The following is a 15540-nucleotide window of genomic DNA, read 5'->3' on the forward strand; positions in this document are numbered from 1 at the left end:
AGCCCCTAGTCCCTAGCCCCTAGCCCCTAGTCCCCAGCAACCTCAGCATTACGGCTTCCGTAATCAAATGTTAATTCGCGAACTCCTGTTAATTATGAGTCCGAAAGCAATTGCGCTGAAGAAGGTGAAGAATCCGTAAATAACGGCTGGGATGGCCATCATGGGCTCATTCAGAAAAAGGGCGCTGCTGGCGATGGTGATAGCGAGAGCGCTGTTTTGGATGCCAACTTCCACAGACAGGGTAATTTGCGTTTTTCTGCCGTAACGTAACCATTTTGCTGCACCATAACCTGCCAGCATTCCTAAAATGTTCAAAATAAAAGCATAGGGGGCAGTCTTCATGTACAGGGCAGAAACCATCATAGGGTCGCCTCTGCGTGTTCCAAGCATGGCAATGAGAAAAATCACGGCATAGATGGAAGGCAGGATGTACCTCCCCGGTTTTTCCAGTTTCCTGGCTACTATGGGAAAACGGTATTTTGTGAATACACCGAGGGATGTTGGTAAAACCGTTACCAGGAATACATTAAGGATAGTATTTAATACAGGCAACCTGATAACCTCACCTTCGCCCATGAAGGCCTGAAGACCAAGGTATATTATCAAAGGTACGGAAACAAGCGTCATGATACTGTTTACTGCGGTCATGCTTATGGATAAAGCTACATTTCCGCGCAGGAGATAGGTGATCAGATTGGATGTAGCTCCACCGGGTGATGCAGCAATAATGATTATACCGGTTTTTAATTCCGGGGGTAGTCCGGAAACTGACGCTATAAAAAATGCCAGCAAGGGTAAAAGGATCATCTGGCAGATCAATCCCAATATCATTCCGCGTGGTTTTATCAGTACCCTCTCAAAATCATTCAGAGAAAGGGATAAGCCCATACCGAACATCAGCAGTCCGAGCGAAGCAGGGAGGATATAAACCGAAAAGAATGACGTTGTCAAGTTGTTATTTGTTAACCTTTAAACATTCGACCATTTTTTCTGCAGCGTTTGCGGAAGCTCCTTTACCACCCAGTTTTTCTCTGAGAAGTTTGAAATTCCGTAACATACGGGTCCGGTATGTGTTGTCGTAAATCAGTGAAATCAGCTCTTCGCGGAGATTATCCGGCGTAAGGTTGTATTGTATCAGTTCTTTAACTACCATTTTGTCCATGATCAGATTCACCAGGGAAATATACTTTATCTTAACGATACTTCGTGCTATGGAATATGAAAACACATTTCCTTTATAGCAAACGACTTCAGGGACGTTCATCAAGGCTGTTTCCAATGTTGCAGTACCGGATGTGACCAGGGCAGCATCAGAGAACCGTAAAAGACTGTGCATTTGCCTGTAAACAATTTTCACACGGGAAGAGCCTGTAATCTTTTCATAAAACTCTTTGGGCAGGGAAGGGGCTGCAGCGATCACGAACTGGTGATCAGGAAAATCAGAGATGATTTTCAGCATGACCCTCAAAATGGCCGATACTTCCTGGCGGCGGCTTCCCGGGAGAAGGGCAATAATGGGTTTCTCCTCCAGCCCGTTTCTGCCTGTAAATATTTTGCGGTCTTCTTCGTCAAGGTCTTCCGGCAAAGCATCCAGGAGAGGATGCCCGACAAAATCAACAGGGTAATCGTATGAACGGTAAAAATCTTTTTCAAACGGAAGGATCACAAACATCCTGTCGACATCCCTTTTGATCTTATGCACTCTGGACTTTTTCCATGCCCATACCTGTGGTGAAATATAGTAAAATACACGAATGTTTTTTTCATGGGCAAATTCGGCAATTCTGAGGTTAAATCCCGGGTAATCGACAAGTATCAATACATCGGGCTGGTATTCCAGGATGTCGTTCTTACAAAATTTCAGGTTGCGCAATATTGTTTTCAGATTCAGTAGTACCTCAAGGAAACCCATGAAAGCGAGATCGCGGTAATGCTTAACCAGAAAACCGCCTTGTTCCTGCATGAGGTCGCCTCCCCAACACCTGAAACTTGCCTCCTGGTCCCTCAGCCTTAACTCTTTCATGAGATTTGAGGCGTGAAGATCACCCGATGCTTCCCCTGCAATAATGTAATACTTCATAATGTGTGTTGGCAATTAAATTGTTTACCGTATCCAGTCTTTATATAATGCAAAGAAAGCGATGATCAGAATAAATGTGACGACCAGTATTCCTCTTCCTGTTTTATCAAATTTCAGATTAACCAGGTAATAGCGCATCACAAGCAGGTTGACGGCAATGCCCAGCAATTCAAAAAATGGAGATCTTCGGGGACTGAATCCCGAAATACCTTCTTCAACCACCATCATGATGCCGGAAAGGATGAACCAGGTTAAAACAGGCAGCAGCAAACCCAATACGACACCAAGCATATATGAATTTTTCCTAAGCATGGTTTTCCCAGTGTTTAAAATGTTCCAGGAAGTGGTGAGCCGTTAAGTCGAAATGCACCGGAACCACCGAAACGTAATTATTCCGCAGAGCCCATTCATCGGTTTCCGGGTGGTCTTCCAGGAGTTCGAAAGTCCCCCGTAGCCAGAAATACTCCTTCTGAGCGGGATCTACCCTCAATTCATAGTCTTCCACCCAGCGTGAGCGGGCCTGGCGGCAGACTTTGATGCCTTTGATCTCGCTCCCGTTTATTGCAGGGATGTTCACATTAAGGCATATGTCTTTTGGTAGTCCGTCGCTAAGAACTTTCTCCGTAATTTTTTTAATGAATGCATCACAATGGCTGAAATCTGCATCATGGCTATAATCCAGGAGGCTAAACCCAATTGACGGAACTCCTCCAATAGCGCTTTCCAATGCTGCTGCCATGGTGCCGGAGTAAACTATATTCACGGCAGAGTTGGATCCATGATTGATGCCGGATACCATAAGATCCGGCTTGCCTTTTATCACGAATTGTTCTCCGAGTTTCACACAGTCTACGGGGGTACCGGTGCAGGCATACTTTTCAAATCCATCAATCTTTTCCAACAGTTTGAGCCGTAAAGGCTCACGGGCAGTAACTGCGTGACCTGTTCCTGACATTGGATGCAAGGGAGCAACTACCTTTACATCTCCAAGCTCACGCATTACCTTTATCAAAGCTTCGATACCCGGCGCTTCAACTCCATCGTCGTTCGTTACAAATATAAGCGGTCTTTTCTTCATTATATTAAGTTATATATTGGTTACACCGGCAGAGATAATGAATTTCATGACTTCCGCCGGATTTGTATCTAAAGGTTTAACATGTTCTGCCGGTACAATGAACAGATTGCCCGACCAGGCATAGGAATGGGGGAGATAAACGGCAACATACTTGTCTTCCAGCCCTAAAATCGATAAATCATTGTTGGTCACAAAACCGATCTTTTGCAAATTGGAATTCTGACTTATCGTTACCAGAACCGGTTCATTAAAACGTTTCTTCTTTCCAACAAATGCTTCAAGCAAATCCTTAATCGATGTATAAATGATTTTAATTAAAGGTGCTTTCGTAATGAACCTTTCCACTAAACCGGCAAGGGGTTTGAAAATAAATGATGATCCAAGAAATCCGATCAGGGTTATGGAAACCAGGATGATAAGCAAACCCAGTCCCGGTATGGTAAATCCCAGAAGGCTCTTGATATACTGCGTCAATAACCCATCAACATAAACAAAGGCAATATAGATAATGTAAATGGTAATGCTGATAGGCGCAAGAAACAACAATCCCTGGAAAAAATATCCAAGAAGGGCAGAAGCAAATTTTCGATGTTCCATGATTGAAATTTTTACAAAAATAAGATGTATTCCCCTGGTAAAGATAATCCCTTGGGTTCTTTAACCGAAATTGCTTTTAGCTGGGATTGCTTTTGTGTTAAAAAAATGAATAGAGCTCTTCATAAAGAGCCTTGACCGGCAATCCCATAACATTATAAAATGAACCGTTGATCTTTTCAATACCAATATATCCAATCCATTCCTGAATTCCATATGCCCCGGCTTTGTCGTAAGGGTGATAATGGTCGACATAGTATTCGATTTCTTCCTGCGATAGCTCTTTGAAGTAAACGTCGGTTTCCGTGAAGAACTGATGGGTTTTAACAATAGAACGCAAACATACCCCCGTGGTTACCACATGTTTTTTCCCGGAAATAGCTTGCAGAGCTTTTATAGCCTGTTCTCTGCCGCCGGGTTTGCCAATCAGTTTTTCATCAACGCTGACTACGGTATCGGCCGTAATCAACAGGGTATTATCGTTCAGTTCGGAAGAATCGAAGGCAAGGGATTTCAATAAGCTAAGATACAGCACTGTCTCCCGGGCATCAAGGTGTGGAGGGTGGTTTTCTTCTGTTTCCCTTACCTCAACATCAAATTCTATCCCCAGTTCTTTTAATAAAAATTGTCTTCTGGGTGACCCTGAAGCGAGTATGATCTTTTTTTCTTTAAGCTTATCCTTAAGGCTAATCATAACTTATAAATCCAAACAGATTAGTTCCATCGATAATATACCCGCCAGCATAATGATCTTTGCCAGGTTGCTTGCGGATCTCATGTTTTCAGGTTTTGCAGCTTTACCCAAAAGAACCAGGAGATAAATCATCAGGGGCTGAACCGTTATTAAAAGGTAAATCATTGTATATCGAAGCCCCCACTGCCATAGCTTAATCTGGGCAAGGGCAAGCAAAAGGATGATAATTACTCCTGTCAGGATGAGTATGGGTTTCATTCCTTTCATACCCAGAATCACCGGAAGGCTCCTGCTTCCGTATCTTTCGTCACCGATCATATCCTGGACATCCTTTATCCACTCCCGTAATAAGGTCATTAGAAACGCAAACAAGGCAATTGACCATACCAATGCATTGATGCGTTCAAGACCTCTGTAGACTTCCAGGTAAAGATCGGGCGAATTTCTTAATGCCATAAACTCAAACAGCCAAACGATCAGGATTACCAATGCCCCGAGGATGGCAATGATCAGATTCCCCCAAAAGAGCATGGTTTTATATCGTGTTGAATAAAACCACAATAAACCTGAAATGGCTGGAAATATAAGTCCCATTTGGAATGACCCGGTTTTCACTGAAATAATAAATCCCATTGCTGTAGCAATCGCATTAAGCAGAAGGTAGATTTTCCAAACCGTAGCAGGATTCAGTATTTCCCCAACCTTATTCCTTAACTTTCTGTTGATTCGATCAATGTCGGTATCCTGAAGATCGTTGATCATATATCCGCCTGCAGCGATACAAACTGTACTTATCATAAGAAGCACGAAAATCCAGGGATGCAGTTGCAGTCCTGTACCATAAACGTCGTAAATGGAACGGATAACGCAAAACCAGACCAGTAACTGTATTAGCACCAGTATCAGGAGGTTGGGTAGCCTGATGATCCCTGCCCAGGCTTGTACTTTTTTACCAATGAAATGCGCCATCATTCATCCATTTGTTTTGAACCTTCATTACCTGTTCAATAACATCACGTGCGCAGCCTTCACCACCCTTCAGATGTGATATATATATCGATATCCTTTTAATTTCATCGGCTGCATCGGCCGGACAAACAGGAATTCCAACTTCTTTCATGATCTCGTAATCGGGGATGTCATCGCCCATGTATAATACATGATCAAGGTCTATCTTATGTTTTTTGATATAATGGTTAAAGACGTCAAGTTTCTTTTCAACGCCCAGGAAAATATCGTTGATATTGAGTGCTTTAAATCGGTTATGCATGGAGGTTGATTTGCCACCTGAAATGATTACGATTCGGTAACCATTTTTTGCCGCAAGTTGCAGCGCATAACCGTCCTTAACGTTGGCAGTCCTCAAAGGCTCCCCGCTTTCCTGTAGAATAACAGTGCCATCCGTAAGAACACCATCATAATCAAAAACCAACGTGTTTACGTCTTTAAGGAGTTCTTTATAATTCTTCATATATTAAAATGGTCTTCAATTTTTCCGGATAATAGTTTGTATACTTCCTGAAAATCCTTGTTATTTCCAAGTTTTTCCAAATGTTTCCGGATTATTTCGTGGTCTTTTCTTTTGGCAGGACCTGTTTGAACATCACCGGGTTTATAATGCATTGCCTTGGTGGCGGTTTCTTTGATCAGTGGCTTCAGTAAATTAAAATCCAGATTGTTTTCTTCCAGGATTTTTTCCGCTATGAAATACATGTAATTAGTAAAATTACAGGCAAATACAGCCGCTATATGGAGAAGAAACCTCTGTTCTGAATTAACGGTTTTCACCTCTTTACTTATCTGTGTTGCCAAACCAATTAGTCTATTAATAACTTCATCATCACTTCCTTCAATCAGGATGGGTACTTCATTGAAGTTGACCGGATGATCGGAAGAAAAGGTTTGTAGTGGGTAAAATACCCCGTTATTATTTGATAATCCTGAAAGTGCCGATATAGGGAGAGAACCGGAAACATGGACTGTTATACCCGGGTTTAATGACAATCCTTGCGTTTGCTCCATAAATCCTGCATCGCTCAGACAAAAAAAATAAAATTCAGATGGGAGAAGCTGTCTGATATCGCTCACAGGGATAGAATTCCATTGATTGGCAAGTTTTTTGGCTTTGTCCGGGTTCCTTCCATAAACCTGTTTGATTTTTATGCCTTTTTGGAAAAATGCCTCACCAAGGTGCCTGGCAACATTGCCTGTTCCTATCATGATGACCTCCTGAATGGGCTTGATTTCCGCTTTTGCTGACATGCCAACGAAATTACAAATTAATTCGCTACGAAGCTGATCCGGTTTGTTTTTACCTCTTTTACTGTTTAACAGTCATTCGTAAATGTAAATATTCTATTCTTTCATGTCTCGAACCGTAACCTGGATTTTATATTGATGTATAAGGAATTGCCGATAAATCCTGAAAACAATACATAACTTTGTTTGTTAATAGAGTTGATGAAAATATTTAACAAAACATTCACTATTAATGTCAGGTTGCTACTCAATTAAGGATCTCGAAAGGTTAACCGGGATCAAAGCTCATACCATACGTATCTGGGAGAAGCGATATAATATTGTTCAGCCCGAAAGAACAGAGTCCAATATACGATGTTATTCCGACGAGAATCTGAAGAAATTGCTGAATGTTTCCATCCTGGTGAAAAACGGCTATAAAATATCCCGCATAGCCGATTTTGAAGATGCTGACATCAATGAGAAGATACTGGAAGTTTCCCGGATGAACAATCATCATTCCAATCAGGTAGAAAGCCTGATTGTTTCAATGATTGAACTGGATGAGTCTAAGTTTGAGAAAATTTTAAACACAGCCATTATTAAATTGGGATTTGAAAGCACCGTGTTTGAAATTATTTCCCCTTTGTTTGAAAAGATCGGAGTACTCTGGCAAACGGGTTCTATTAATCCGGCACAGGAACATTTTATATCCAATCTTATCCGCAGAAAACTCTTTGTAGCTATTGACGGACTTTCAACCTATTTTGAACCGGGAGCAAAAAAGGTTACCCTATATCTTCCAGAATGGGAACTTCATGAGATCGGACTTCTTTTATATGATTATCTGCTCAGAAAACACGGAATTAAAACTTTTTTCCTCGGGCAAAGTTTACCCATTCACGATCTGGTCGCGGTTTCCCGGGTGCAGGTGCCGGATTATATCCTGACTGTTTTTACATCTTCTCTTCCAGTAGAGGAATTGAATGATTATCTCCTGTATCTTTCTGGAAGTTTTCCCAATGTCAGTATTCTGGTGACCGGCATGCAAACTGTCCAGGAGGGGGTGAGAATTCCATCTAATGTTCTACGCTTTGATGGGGCAAAGGATTTCAAGGATAAGATCCTGGACAAACTCTGAGTTACTCCTTTATGATTTGATTTCTGCCAAGAACATCCTACCTGATTAATAAAACTACTCTTCTTTCAATAGTCCGGCTGTTTGAATTCTTTTCCTTGACCTAAAGGTTTATATCCAAAAAGGTAATAAGGTAAATCATTACTTTTGTTAATGCATTGATTTTAAATATATAACAATGCATGTGTATAGACGTAATTTAGATTTGTTTTTAGCGAATATAAATAACATAAATACAGCTATTTAAAAAATCTATTTAGAATTATTCAAAAAAAAGTGTCAAAATACTTGACAAGGGGTATATTTTTTGTTTAACTTTGCCAAAGAATTAATTAAACAAGTTAACCCAAAAAACTTAAACCATATGAGTACAATAGAATTCAATTATATGTTGACGGGGATGGAGAAGCAACTTGAATATTTTGCCAAGAGGCTTACCAACAACGAAGATGACGCAAAAGATCTTTTACAGGAAACTTACCTCAAAGCCCTTATATTCAGAGATAAGTTTGTACAGACTACCAATTTGAAAGCCTGGTTGTTCACTATTATGAAGAACATCTTCATCAACAATTACCGTCGAAACGTAAGGGCAAAAATGATTATGGACTCCACCGACAACATGTTTCACATCAATAGCTCTGATGATGTATCTCCCATTACACCGGATTCCCAATACTCTGAAAAAGAAATTCTCAAAAGAATATCACAGCTTGAGGATGATCACCGTATTCCTTTTGAAATGCACACCAAAGGATTTAAGTATAAAGAAATAGCCGAAGAGTTGGATATTTCGATTGGGACTGTTAAGAGCCGTATCTTCTTTGGCCGCAAGAAACTCATGGAATCACTGAAAGACTTCAGAAATTAGAGTTAACATTAAATTCATAAACGGGCAATGTCGTAATGGCATTGCTTTTTTTTTGCTCTCCGGATATTTCGAGAAACTTGAGTAAATTGTACAGAAATTTAGCTGCTATCGGTTTAATGCAGATTAATTATATACCGCGAAAAGCTTTTAAACCAAGACTTACGATGGGAACAATCTCCTGAGTAAAGCCTCCCGGTGGTCAAAGATCTTTACTACCCTGTTATCAACCGTTAGCCATTCGGCTAGTCGCCCCACAGGGCCTAAAGGTGCCTGGTAGTTTACAATATCCTCCATCTCCGTTTTATTTCCCGCTTTTCTGAAAATATGCTGGTGGTGCCAAACCTTGAAAGGGCCTGATAACTGTTCATCTACAAAATACCAGGGTTCTCTTACCTGGCTGATCTCGGTTATCCAGGTTAGTGGAATATTCCACATAGGCTTTACAGTATACCTTATTATAAGTCCTGCATAAATGGCTGGAGGCAAATCCGGGTTCATTATACGGAAATTCATCTCCTGCGGAGTTATTCTGGAAAGATTAGCCGGATTGGAAAAAAAGCTCCAGGCTTCTTCAATGCTTAGTGACAATATCTGTTTTCGGGTAAGTGTTTTCATTTTATTGTTTCTTAATATCAAATAAATGTTAAACAAAAATAACAGGCTTTTTCTTTGATATACAAATGTATAGGTTTAATTAATAAAATAATGTTTAATAAAAAAGCATAAAAGATAAACAAAATGACTTGGTTATTGTTTAGCTATTATAAATTAGATTTTATTAATTAACTAAAACCTTTTAACCATGAAAACGATGAATAAAATATCTACTCTTATGATAGCCCTTTTGTTAGGCTTTTCGATTCAGGCCTTTTCACAGGCTCGCGTTCAGGTGATTCATAATTCAGCCGACCTTGCCACCAAGGTTGTGGATGTTTGGCTTGATGACCAAATGCTGATTGATGATTTCGAATTCCGCACTGCTACTCCATTTATTGATGCACCGGCAGGAGTGGAGTTCCGCATTGCCATTCTACCCCCAAACAGTACTTCTCCGGATAACCCCATCTGGCAGAATACTTATGAGCTTGAGGATGCCAGGACCTACGTTTTGGTTGCCAACGGTATTGTAAGCCCTTCCGGATATTCACCGGCTACACCATTTAATATAGATGTATTCCCTTTCGGCCGTGAGGCATCTTCCAAACCGGGTAACGCTGACGTACTGGTATATCACGGTGCAACCGATGCCCCGGTAGTTGATGTCGTTGAAGTTGCCCTGGGTGCTGGAACCATTGTTAATGACCTTGCATACAGTGAATTTCAGGGTTATCTTGAGCTTCCAACAGCCGACTTTTCTCTTCAGATCCGTGACATGACCGGTACTCAGGTAGTAGCTCAATATGCAGCTCCTCTTCAAACACTCGGACTTGTTGACCAGTCAATGATTGTTCTGGCATCAGGTTTCCTGAATCCTGCTTCCAATAGCGATGGTCCGTCTTTTGGATTATTTGTTGCTCTCACTGGTGGTGGTTCTCTCATCCCCCTGCCTTCTGAGGAAATTTCCACTGCACGAATTCAGGTTATTCATAATTCATCCGACATCCTGGCTAAGGAAGTTGATATTTGGGTGAATGGTCAGCTTGCTATTGACAATTTTATGTTCCGTACTGCCACTCCTTTTATCAATGCACCGGCAAACCAGGATGTGACCATTGCCGTACAGCCAGCTAACAGCAGCAGTGCTTCAAATCCCCTTTGGTCAGACACTTTTATCTTCCAGGGTGGAGAAAGATATATCCTCGTTGCCAACGGATTGGTTAATCCATCCGGCTACAATCCTTTTGTTCCTTTTGATATTTTCGTTTATAACCCTGCCCGCGAATTTGCCGGAATCCAGGGGTATACGGATATCGTATTATTCCATGGTTCAACCGATGCTCCGGTAGTGGATATTTACGAGGGAACCACCAAAACCGTGGTGATCGACAACCTGGAATATGGTGAATTCAGAGGTTACCTTGAAGTTCCTGCAGGTAATTATTCTTTTGAAGTCCGTGACCAATCAGGTTCGGTTACTGTAGCAACTTACGGAGCTCCATTACTTGATCTTGGTATGTCAGGCAAAGCAGTGAGCGTTATTGCCAGCGGTTTCTTTGCTCCGGAGAACAATAGTGAAGGACCTTCCTTTGGATTATTTCTGGCTTCTCCCGATGGTGGTGAACTTATTGAACTTCCACTAATTGAGGAGCCTTTGGAAACAGCCCGCGTTCAGGTGATCCACAATAGTGCCGATGCTGCTGCAGAAACTGTCGATGTGTGGCTCGACGATCAGCTTTTGATCGATGACTTCATGTTCCGTACAGCTACTCCTTTTATTGATGCCCCGGCAGGCGTTGACTTTACCATCGCGATCCAGCCCGCCAACAGCACAAGTCCTGAAAACCCACTGTGGTCAAATGTCTACAATCTGACCAGCGGTGAAACATACATCCTTGTAGCCAATGGCATTGTTAGCCCAACGGGTTATGATCCAGTGCAGCCCTTTAACATCTATGTTTTCACGCCTGCAAGGGAAATGGCAACAGGAATGATGAACACCGATGTAATGGTTTTTCATGGCTCAACAGATGCTCCGGTTGTGGATGTAGTTGAAGTTGGCCAGGGTGCAGGAACTATTATTGATAACCTTGCATATGGTGATTTTGCAGGATATCTGGAACTTCCCACCGCAGATTATTCTCTTCAGATCAGAAATGAAGTAGGTAATACTGTTGTTGCACAATATGCCGCACCTCTTGCAACCCTTGGCTTAAACGGAGCCGCGATTTCAGTAATTGCTTCAGGATTCCTGAACCCTGCTGCAAACAGTGATGGACCTGCTTTCGGCTTATGGGTTGCTTTGGCTTCCGGTGGTGACCTCGTTGAATTGCCGGTTGAACCTATCTCAACTGCCCGCGTTCAGGTGATACACAACAGCGCTGATGCTGCTGCCGAAACCGTAGATGTATGGCTCGACGATCAGCTGTTAATCGATGACTTCATGTTCCGTACAGCTACTCCTTTTATTGATGCCCCGGCCGGTGTTGACTTTACCATCGCAATTCAGCCCGCCAACAGCACAAGTCCTGAAAACCCAATATGGTCCAATGTTTATAACCTTATGGGTGGTGAGAAATACATCCTGATCGCTAACGGTATTGTAAGCCCAACGGGTTATGATCCCATTCAGCCCTTCGATATTTATGTTTTCCCGACTGCAAGGGAAGAGGCAACCGACATGATGAATACCGATGTGTTGGTTTTCCATGGCTCCACCGATGCCCCAACTGTTGATGTTTATGAAACCGGTGTGGGTGCCGGCCTTATCGTCGATGACCTCATGTACAGTGAATTCGACGGTTACCTTGAACTCCCCACTCAGGATTACATCCTGGAAGTCAGGGATGAAACCGGTTCAACTACTGTGGCTAAATATGATGCTCCCCTCGCACTGCTTGGACTTGATGGTACGGCATTAACCATTGTTGCCTCCGGTTTCCTGAATTCCGGAAACAATTCAAACGGACCGGATTTTGGTCTCTATGTAGCGCTTCCGTCGGGTGGTGATTTGCTTGGACTCTCTATTGCCACAGGTTTTGAAGAAAACATTATCAGCGATGCTTCTGTTAATGTATTTCCTAACCCGGCAAGTAACTATGTGAATGTCAACTATGAACTGCTGGCCCAGAATGAAGTTCGTCTGGAAATATACAACCTGCTTGGCAGCAAAATACTGGAACAGGGATTCGGATTTCAGTCAAGCGGTGTCTACAATCAAACTATAAATATATCCGGACTTACAGGAGGTATGTACTTATTAAGAATTAGTGCTGGAAAAACTCAGATCACTGAAAAGATCAAGGTTGTTAATTAATAAGTCAACAGTCCTGGTGTAACCCGGGCAACCCTTCCTCATTCGGGGAAGGGTTTTTTATTGGAATTTTTGCCGGCTTTCTTCTTTCAGGAATTCGATGGCGTGATTAACGGTGTTATGGTCTTTACCTGCCCAGTTTTCAATTACCCTGGCGGCAAACTCATGTCCGGGGGCCTGGTTATCCACTTGTCCCGCTGTAGCGTTTATTACCTGGATCACACTTTCCCTTGCATTCTTCACAAGGTCCCATCCCGGAGATGAAATGTATACCTGTTGAGAAAGGTTATGATCAAATTCTTCCCTGATAGTGCTCATCAGCTTGCTTCTCATCTCTCCCGCTTTCATATCGGGCTGGTTGATCCGTAAAATCAATCCCGTGGGTTGTATTCTTTCCAGGAAAAGGATAAGTCTTTCGTATGCCTGTAACTGGATGGGGATGAGGATTTCGCGGCTTGATTTTTTTGCGTCCATGACCCTCCGCTTCAATTCCTGGTTGAGAAAGGCTTTGATAAGCAGGTAAGCCAGGAGGAGGACTACCAGTGATGGCAGGATGTATTTCAGTATGTCGAGAAATTCTTGCATAGTTTTCAGTTTTATTTCGTAAAAGTAAACACAAATAAAACAGGGCCATATTGGATTTCTAAAATTTCCTACTTTTGTTTTTCTTTTAACAAATGAAAACTATGACAATGGAAGTATTAACCGAACGCTTGAGGAACATGTCGGAATCGGAAACTCTGGCGATGACACGCAAGAGCAGGGAGCTGCAATGCCAGGGATTTGATGTGATCAATCTGAGTATCGGAGAGCCGGATTTTAATACGCCGGACTTTATCAAGGAAGCCGCGATGAAAGCTATAGCGGAAAACCGTACGCATTATCCGCCTGTTGCCGGTATACAGGTTTTAAGGCAAGCTGTATCGGATAAACTGAAACGCGACAATAACCTTGATTATCGCCCGGAGCAGATCATTATCTCCGCCGGTGCCAAACATTCCATTGCCAATGCCATGCTTAGTATTATCGGGCCGGGCGATGAGGTATTAGTACCTGCTCCTTACTGGGTTTCGTATAAGGAGATTATCAAGCTGGCCCAGGGAACTCCTGTATTTATTGAGACTTCTATTGATAACGACTTCAAGATTACCCCTGCTCAGCTTGAAGCCAGCATTACTTCAAAAACAAAAGCCATCATTTACTCCAGTCCTTGCAACCCGAGCGGATCGGTTTACACCCGGAATGAATTGAAAGGTCTTGCAGAAGTACTTACAAACTATAAAAATATCTTTATCATTTCTGATGAGATTTACGAGCTGATCAATTTTGAGGGGAGGCATGAGTCCATTGCTCAGTTCACTTGCCTGAAGGATCAGGTTATTCTGATCAATGGAGTATCCAAAGGCTTTGCGATGACCGGCTGGCGTATTGGCTACATGGCCGCACCGGATGTCATTGCCAAAGCTTGCGATAAACTTCAGGGTCAATTTACTTCCGGGGTCAGCACTATTGCACAATATGCTGCTATTGCAGCCTTACAGGCAGATCCGAAAAATACACCTGAGATTGATTATATGGTAAAAACATTCAGGGAACGCCGGGATTATGTTCTTGATTTACTGGCTGAAATACCTGGATTCAAGACCAATAAGCCACAAGGGGCTTTCTATGTCTTTATCAATGTTAAAGAGCATTTTGGGAAACGCATTGATGGAAAGGTGATCACCAATGCATCAGACCTTTCCATGTATCTGCTTGAAAAAGCATGTGTAGCGCTTGTTCCCGGAGATGCATTCGGCAACCCGAATTGCTTGCGCCTAAGTTATGCTACTTCCAAAGAATTACTCAGGGAGGCTGTCCGCCGGATCTCAGAAGCTATTCAAAAACTGAATTAACTTTGTGTAGAAAAACCGAAATGTTATGGCAGCAAAATCAAAATATACAGACCTCCTGGAAGATTTCAGCAAGCTAAAAGTTTTGATCCTGGGCGATGTTATGATTGATGCTTATTTATGGGGCAAAGTGGAAAGAATCTCACCGGAAGCACCCGTACCTATCGTTGCTGTGCATAAAAGGGAGGAAAGATTGGGAGGGGCTGCCAATGTTGCATTGAACGTTAAATCGCTCGGCGCGGTTCCTATTCTTTGCTCTGTAATTGGTAATGATATTAAGGGTGATCTTTTCATTAAGCTTTTGGAGAAAGAAGGAATGGATACTACCGGTATCATAAAGAGTTCCGGTCGTGTAACAACAACAAAGTTTCGCATCATCGGTAATAATTCACAGATGCTCCGTGTGGATGAGGAAAGTACAACAGAACTTAATGCAGCTGATACCACAAGCATTGTTACGGTGATCAAGGATATTCTAAAGCAACATAAGATTGATGTTCTTATATTTCAGGATTATAATAAAGGGATCCTCACACAGAAAGTTATCCGCAAAGTGATTGAAATGGCCACAGAAAGTAACATTCCAGTTGCGGTGGACCCAAAAATCCAAAATTTCAGTGCTTACAAAGGAATAACCCTGTTCAAACCAAACCTGAAAGAGCTAAAGGAGGGATTGAAATATGATTTCAATCACCGCGATATCAAAGAACTTAACCAGGTTGTCCAGAAACTCCAGGAAAAACAACAGATTCAACATGCACTGATAACAATGTCGGAGGATGGCATCTATATTTCATCGAGGGAGGGGAACCAAAGATATATTCACAGTATCCCGGCTCATCGCCGTTCTATTGCTGATGTCAGCGGGGCAGGGGATACCGTCATCAGTGTAGCTGCCCTTTGCCTTGCCAGCCGTTGTATGCCTTATGAGATAGCTGCCATTTCAAACCTGGCAGGCGGCATTGTTTGTGAAGAAATTGGAGTCGTTCCTGTAAAAAGGGAAAAGTTGATGGCTGAACTGGTAAGATTAAATAACCTGTAACGG

16 protein-coding genes are annotated in these 15540 nt (G+C 42.3%); 5 read left to right on the forward strand and 11 right to left on the reverse strand.

Annotated elements, in window-relative coordinates; genetic code table 11:
- Positions 1 to 63 precede the first annotated feature (63 nt).
- The 9 genes from KKA81_15265 to KKA81_15305 all read right to left on the reverse strand — a co-directional run bounded on the left by KKA81_15265 (position 64) and on the right by KKA81_15305 (position 6708).
- Positions 64 to 951 carry a bile acid:sodium symporter family protein gene (locus KKA81_15265; GenBank protein MBU2652287.1) on the reverse strand — a complete coding sequence of 296 codons (888 nt, stop codon included), beginning with the start codon at positions 949 to 951 and terminating at the stop codon, positions 64 to 66.
- 4 nt (positions 952 to 955) lie between these two features.
- Positions 956 to 2080 carry a lipid-A-disaccharide synthase gene (gene lpxB, locus KKA81_15270; GenBank protein MBU2652288.1) on the reverse strand — a complete coding sequence of 375 codons (1125 nt, stop codon included), beginning with the start codon at positions 2078 to 2080 and terminating at the stop codon, positions 956 to 958.
- Positions 2081 to 2104: 24 nt separating this feature from the next.
- Entirely contained in the window at positions 2105 to 2392 is a 288-nt protein-coding gene (locus tag KKA81_15275) for a hypothetical protein (GenBank protein MBU2652289.1), read from the reverse strand.
- Positions 2385 to 3158 (reverse strand): 5'/3'-nucleotidase SurE, encoded by a 774-nt coding sequence (gene surE / locus KKA81_15280; GenBank protein ID MBU2652290.1) that lies wholly within the window; start codon positions 3156 to 3158, stop codon positions 2385 to 2387. The genes KKA81_15275 and surE overlap by 8 nt, the downstream gene beginning before the upstream one ends.
- A gap of 9 nt (positions 3159 to 3167) precedes the next feature.
- Positions 3168 to 3755, reverse strand: a complete 588-nt coding sequence (locus KKA81_15285; GenBank protein MBU2652291.1) for a DUF502 domain-containing protein — start codon at positions 3753 to 3755, stop codon at positions 3168 to 3170.
- A gap of 97 nt (positions 3756 to 3852) precedes the next feature.
- Positions 3853 to 4446: a septum formation protein Maf gene (maf, locus tag KKA81_15290; GenBank protein ID MBU2652292.1), complete on the reverse strand. Its 594-nt coding sequence runs from the start codon at positions 4444 to 4446 to the stop codon at positions 3853 to 3855.
- 3 nt (positions 4447 to 4449) lie between these two features.
- Positions 4450 to 5418 (reverse strand): geranylgeranylglycerol-phosphate geranylgeranyltransferase, encoded by a 969-nt coding sequence (locus KKA81_15295; protein ID MBU2652293.1) that lies wholly within the window; start codon positions 5416 to 5418, stop codon positions 4450 to 4452.
- Positions 5396 to 5917 (reverse strand): HAD hydrolase family protein, encoded by a 522-nt coding sequence (locus tag KKA81_15300; protein MBU2652294.1) that lies wholly within the window; start codon positions 5915 to 5917, stop codon positions 5396 to 5398. The genes KKA81_15295 and KKA81_15300 overlap by 23 nt, the downstream gene beginning before the upstream one ends.
- Positions 5914 to 6708, reverse strand: coding sequence for a DUF2520 domain-containing protein (locus KKA81_15305; protein MBU2652295.1), 795 nt, complete (start codon positions 6706 to 6708; stop codon positions 5914 to 5916). Before KKA81_15305 ends, KKA81_15300 begins: the two co-directional genes overlap by 4 nt.
- A gap of 229 nt (positions 6709 to 6937) precedes the next feature.
- On the opposite strand from KKA81_15305, the gene KKA81_15310 reads away from it, so the two are divergent.
- Positions 6938 to 7825 (forward strand): MerR family transcriptional regulator, encoded by an 888-nt coding sequence (locus KKA81_15310; GenBank protein ID MBU2652296.1) that lies wholly within the window; start codon positions 6938 to 6940, stop codon positions 7823 to 7825.
- A gap of 361 nt (positions 7826 to 8186) precedes the next feature.
- Positions 8187 to 8693 carry an RNA polymerase sigma factor gene (locus tag KKA81_15315; protein MBU2652297.1) on the forward strand — a complete coding sequence of 169 codons (507 nt, stop codon included), beginning with the start codon at positions 8187 to 8189 and terminating at the stop codon, positions 8691 to 8693.
- Positions 8694 to 8852: 159 nt separating this feature from the next.
- Here KKA81_15315 and KKA81_15320 read toward each other — a convergent pair whose 3' ends face one another.
- Complete coding sequence (locus KKA81_15320) at positions 8853 to 9308, reverse strand: SRPBCC family protein (protein ID MBU2652298.1); 456 nt, start codon at positions 9306 to 9308, stop codon at positions 8853 to 8855.
- Positions 9309 to 9495: 187 nt separating this feature from the next.
- Between KKA81_15320 and KKA81_15325 the strand changes: the two genes are divergently transcribed.
- On the forward strand, positions 9496 to 12606 hold the full coding sequence (locus tag KKA81_15325) for a DUF4397 domain-containing protein (GenBank protein MBU2652299.1): 3111 nt from the start codon (positions 9496 to 9498) through the stop codon (positions 12604 to 12606).
- Positions 12607 to 12663: 57 nt separating this feature from the next.
- Here the strand turns inward: KKA81_15325 and KKA81_15330 are convergent, their stop codons facing one another.
- Positions 12664 to 13188, reverse strand: a complete 525-nt coding sequence (locus KKA81_15330; protein MBU2652300.1) for a hypothetical protein — start codon at positions 13186 to 13188, stop codon at positions 12664 to 12666.
- Between the two features lie 101 nt (positions 13189 to 13289).
- Between KKA81_15330 and KKA81_15335 the strand changes: the two genes are divergently transcribed.
- Positions 13290 to 14498, forward strand: coding sequence for a pyridoxal phosphate-dependent aminotransferase (locus KKA81_15335; GenBank protein MBU2652301.1), 1209 nt, complete (start codon positions 13290 to 13292; stop codon positions 14496 to 14498).
- 25 nt (positions 14499 to 14523) lie between these two features.
- Complete coding sequence (locus KKA81_15340; GenBank protein MBU2652302.1) at positions 14524 to 15537, forward strand: D-glycero-beta-D-manno-heptose-7-phosphate kinase; 1014 nt, start codon at positions 14524 to 14526, stop codon at positions 15535 to 15537.
- Positions 15538 to 15540: the final 3 nt, after the last annotated feature.

Source organism: Bacteroidota bacterium, assembly GCA_018831055.1.
Classification (GTDB): domain Bacteria; phylum Bacteroidota; class Bacteroidia; order Bacteroidales; family B18-G4; genus M55B132.

Bases quoted from the DNA above. Each gene is read 5' to 3' on its own strand.
- lpxB (MBU2652288.1), bottom strand. From the start codon at position 2,080: ATGAAGTATTACATTATTGCAGGGGAAGCATCGGGTGATCTTCACGCC.
- KKA81_15275 (MBU2652289.1), bottom strand. From the start codon at position 2,392: ATGCTTAGGAAAAATTCATATATGCTTGGTGTCGTATTGGGTTTGCTG.
- surE (MBU2652290.1), bottom strand. From the start codon at position 3,158: ATGAAGAAAAGACCGCTTATATTTGTAACGAACGACGATGGAGTTGAA.
- KKA81_15285 (MBU2652291.1), bottom strand. From the start codon at position 3,755: ATGGAACATCGAAAATTTGCTTCTGCCCTTCTTGGATATTTTTTCCAG.
- maf (MBU2652292.1), bottom strand. From the start codon at position 4,446: ATGATTAGCCTTAAGGATAAGCTTAAAGAAAAAAAGATCATACTCGCT.
- KKA81_15295 (MBU2652293.1), bottom strand. From the start codon at position 5,418: ATGATGGCGCATTTCATTGGTAAAAAAGTACAAGCCTGGGCAGGGATC.
- KKA81_15300 (MBU2652294.1), bottom strand. From the start codon at position 5,917: ATGAAGAATTATAAAGAACTCCTTAAAGACGTAAACACGTTGGTTTTT.
- KKA81_15305 (MBU2652295.1), bottom strand. From the start codon at position 6,708: ATGTCAGCAAAAGCGGAAATCAAGCCCATTCAGGAGGTCATCATGATA.
- KKA81_15310 (MBU2652296.1), top strand. From the start codon at position 6,938: ATGTCAGGTTGCTACTCAATTAAGGATCTCGAAAGGTTAACCGGGATC.
- KKA81_15315 (MBU2652297.1), top strand. From the start codon at position 8,187: ATGAGTACAATAGAATTCAATTATATGTTGACGGGGATGGAGAAGCAA.
- KKA81_15320 (MBU2652298.1), bottom strand. From the start codon at position 9,308: ATGAAAACACTTACCCGAAAACAGATATTGTCACTAAGCATTGAAGAA.
- KKA81_15325 (MBU2652299.1), top strand. From the start codon at position 9,496: ATGAAAACGATGAATAAAATATCTACTCTTATGATAGCCCTTTTGTTA.
- KKA81_15330 (MBU2652300.1), bottom strand. From the start codon at position 13,188: ATGCAAGAATTTCTCGACATACTGAAATACATCCTGCCATCACTGGTA.
- KKA81_15335 (MBU2652301.1), top strand. From the start codon at position 13,290: ATGACAATGGAAGTATTAACCGAACGCTTGAGGAACATGTCGGAATCG.
- KKA81_15340 (MBU2652302.1), top strand. From the start codon at position 14,524: ATGGCAGCAAAATCAAAATATACAGACCTCCTGGAAGATTTCAGCAAG.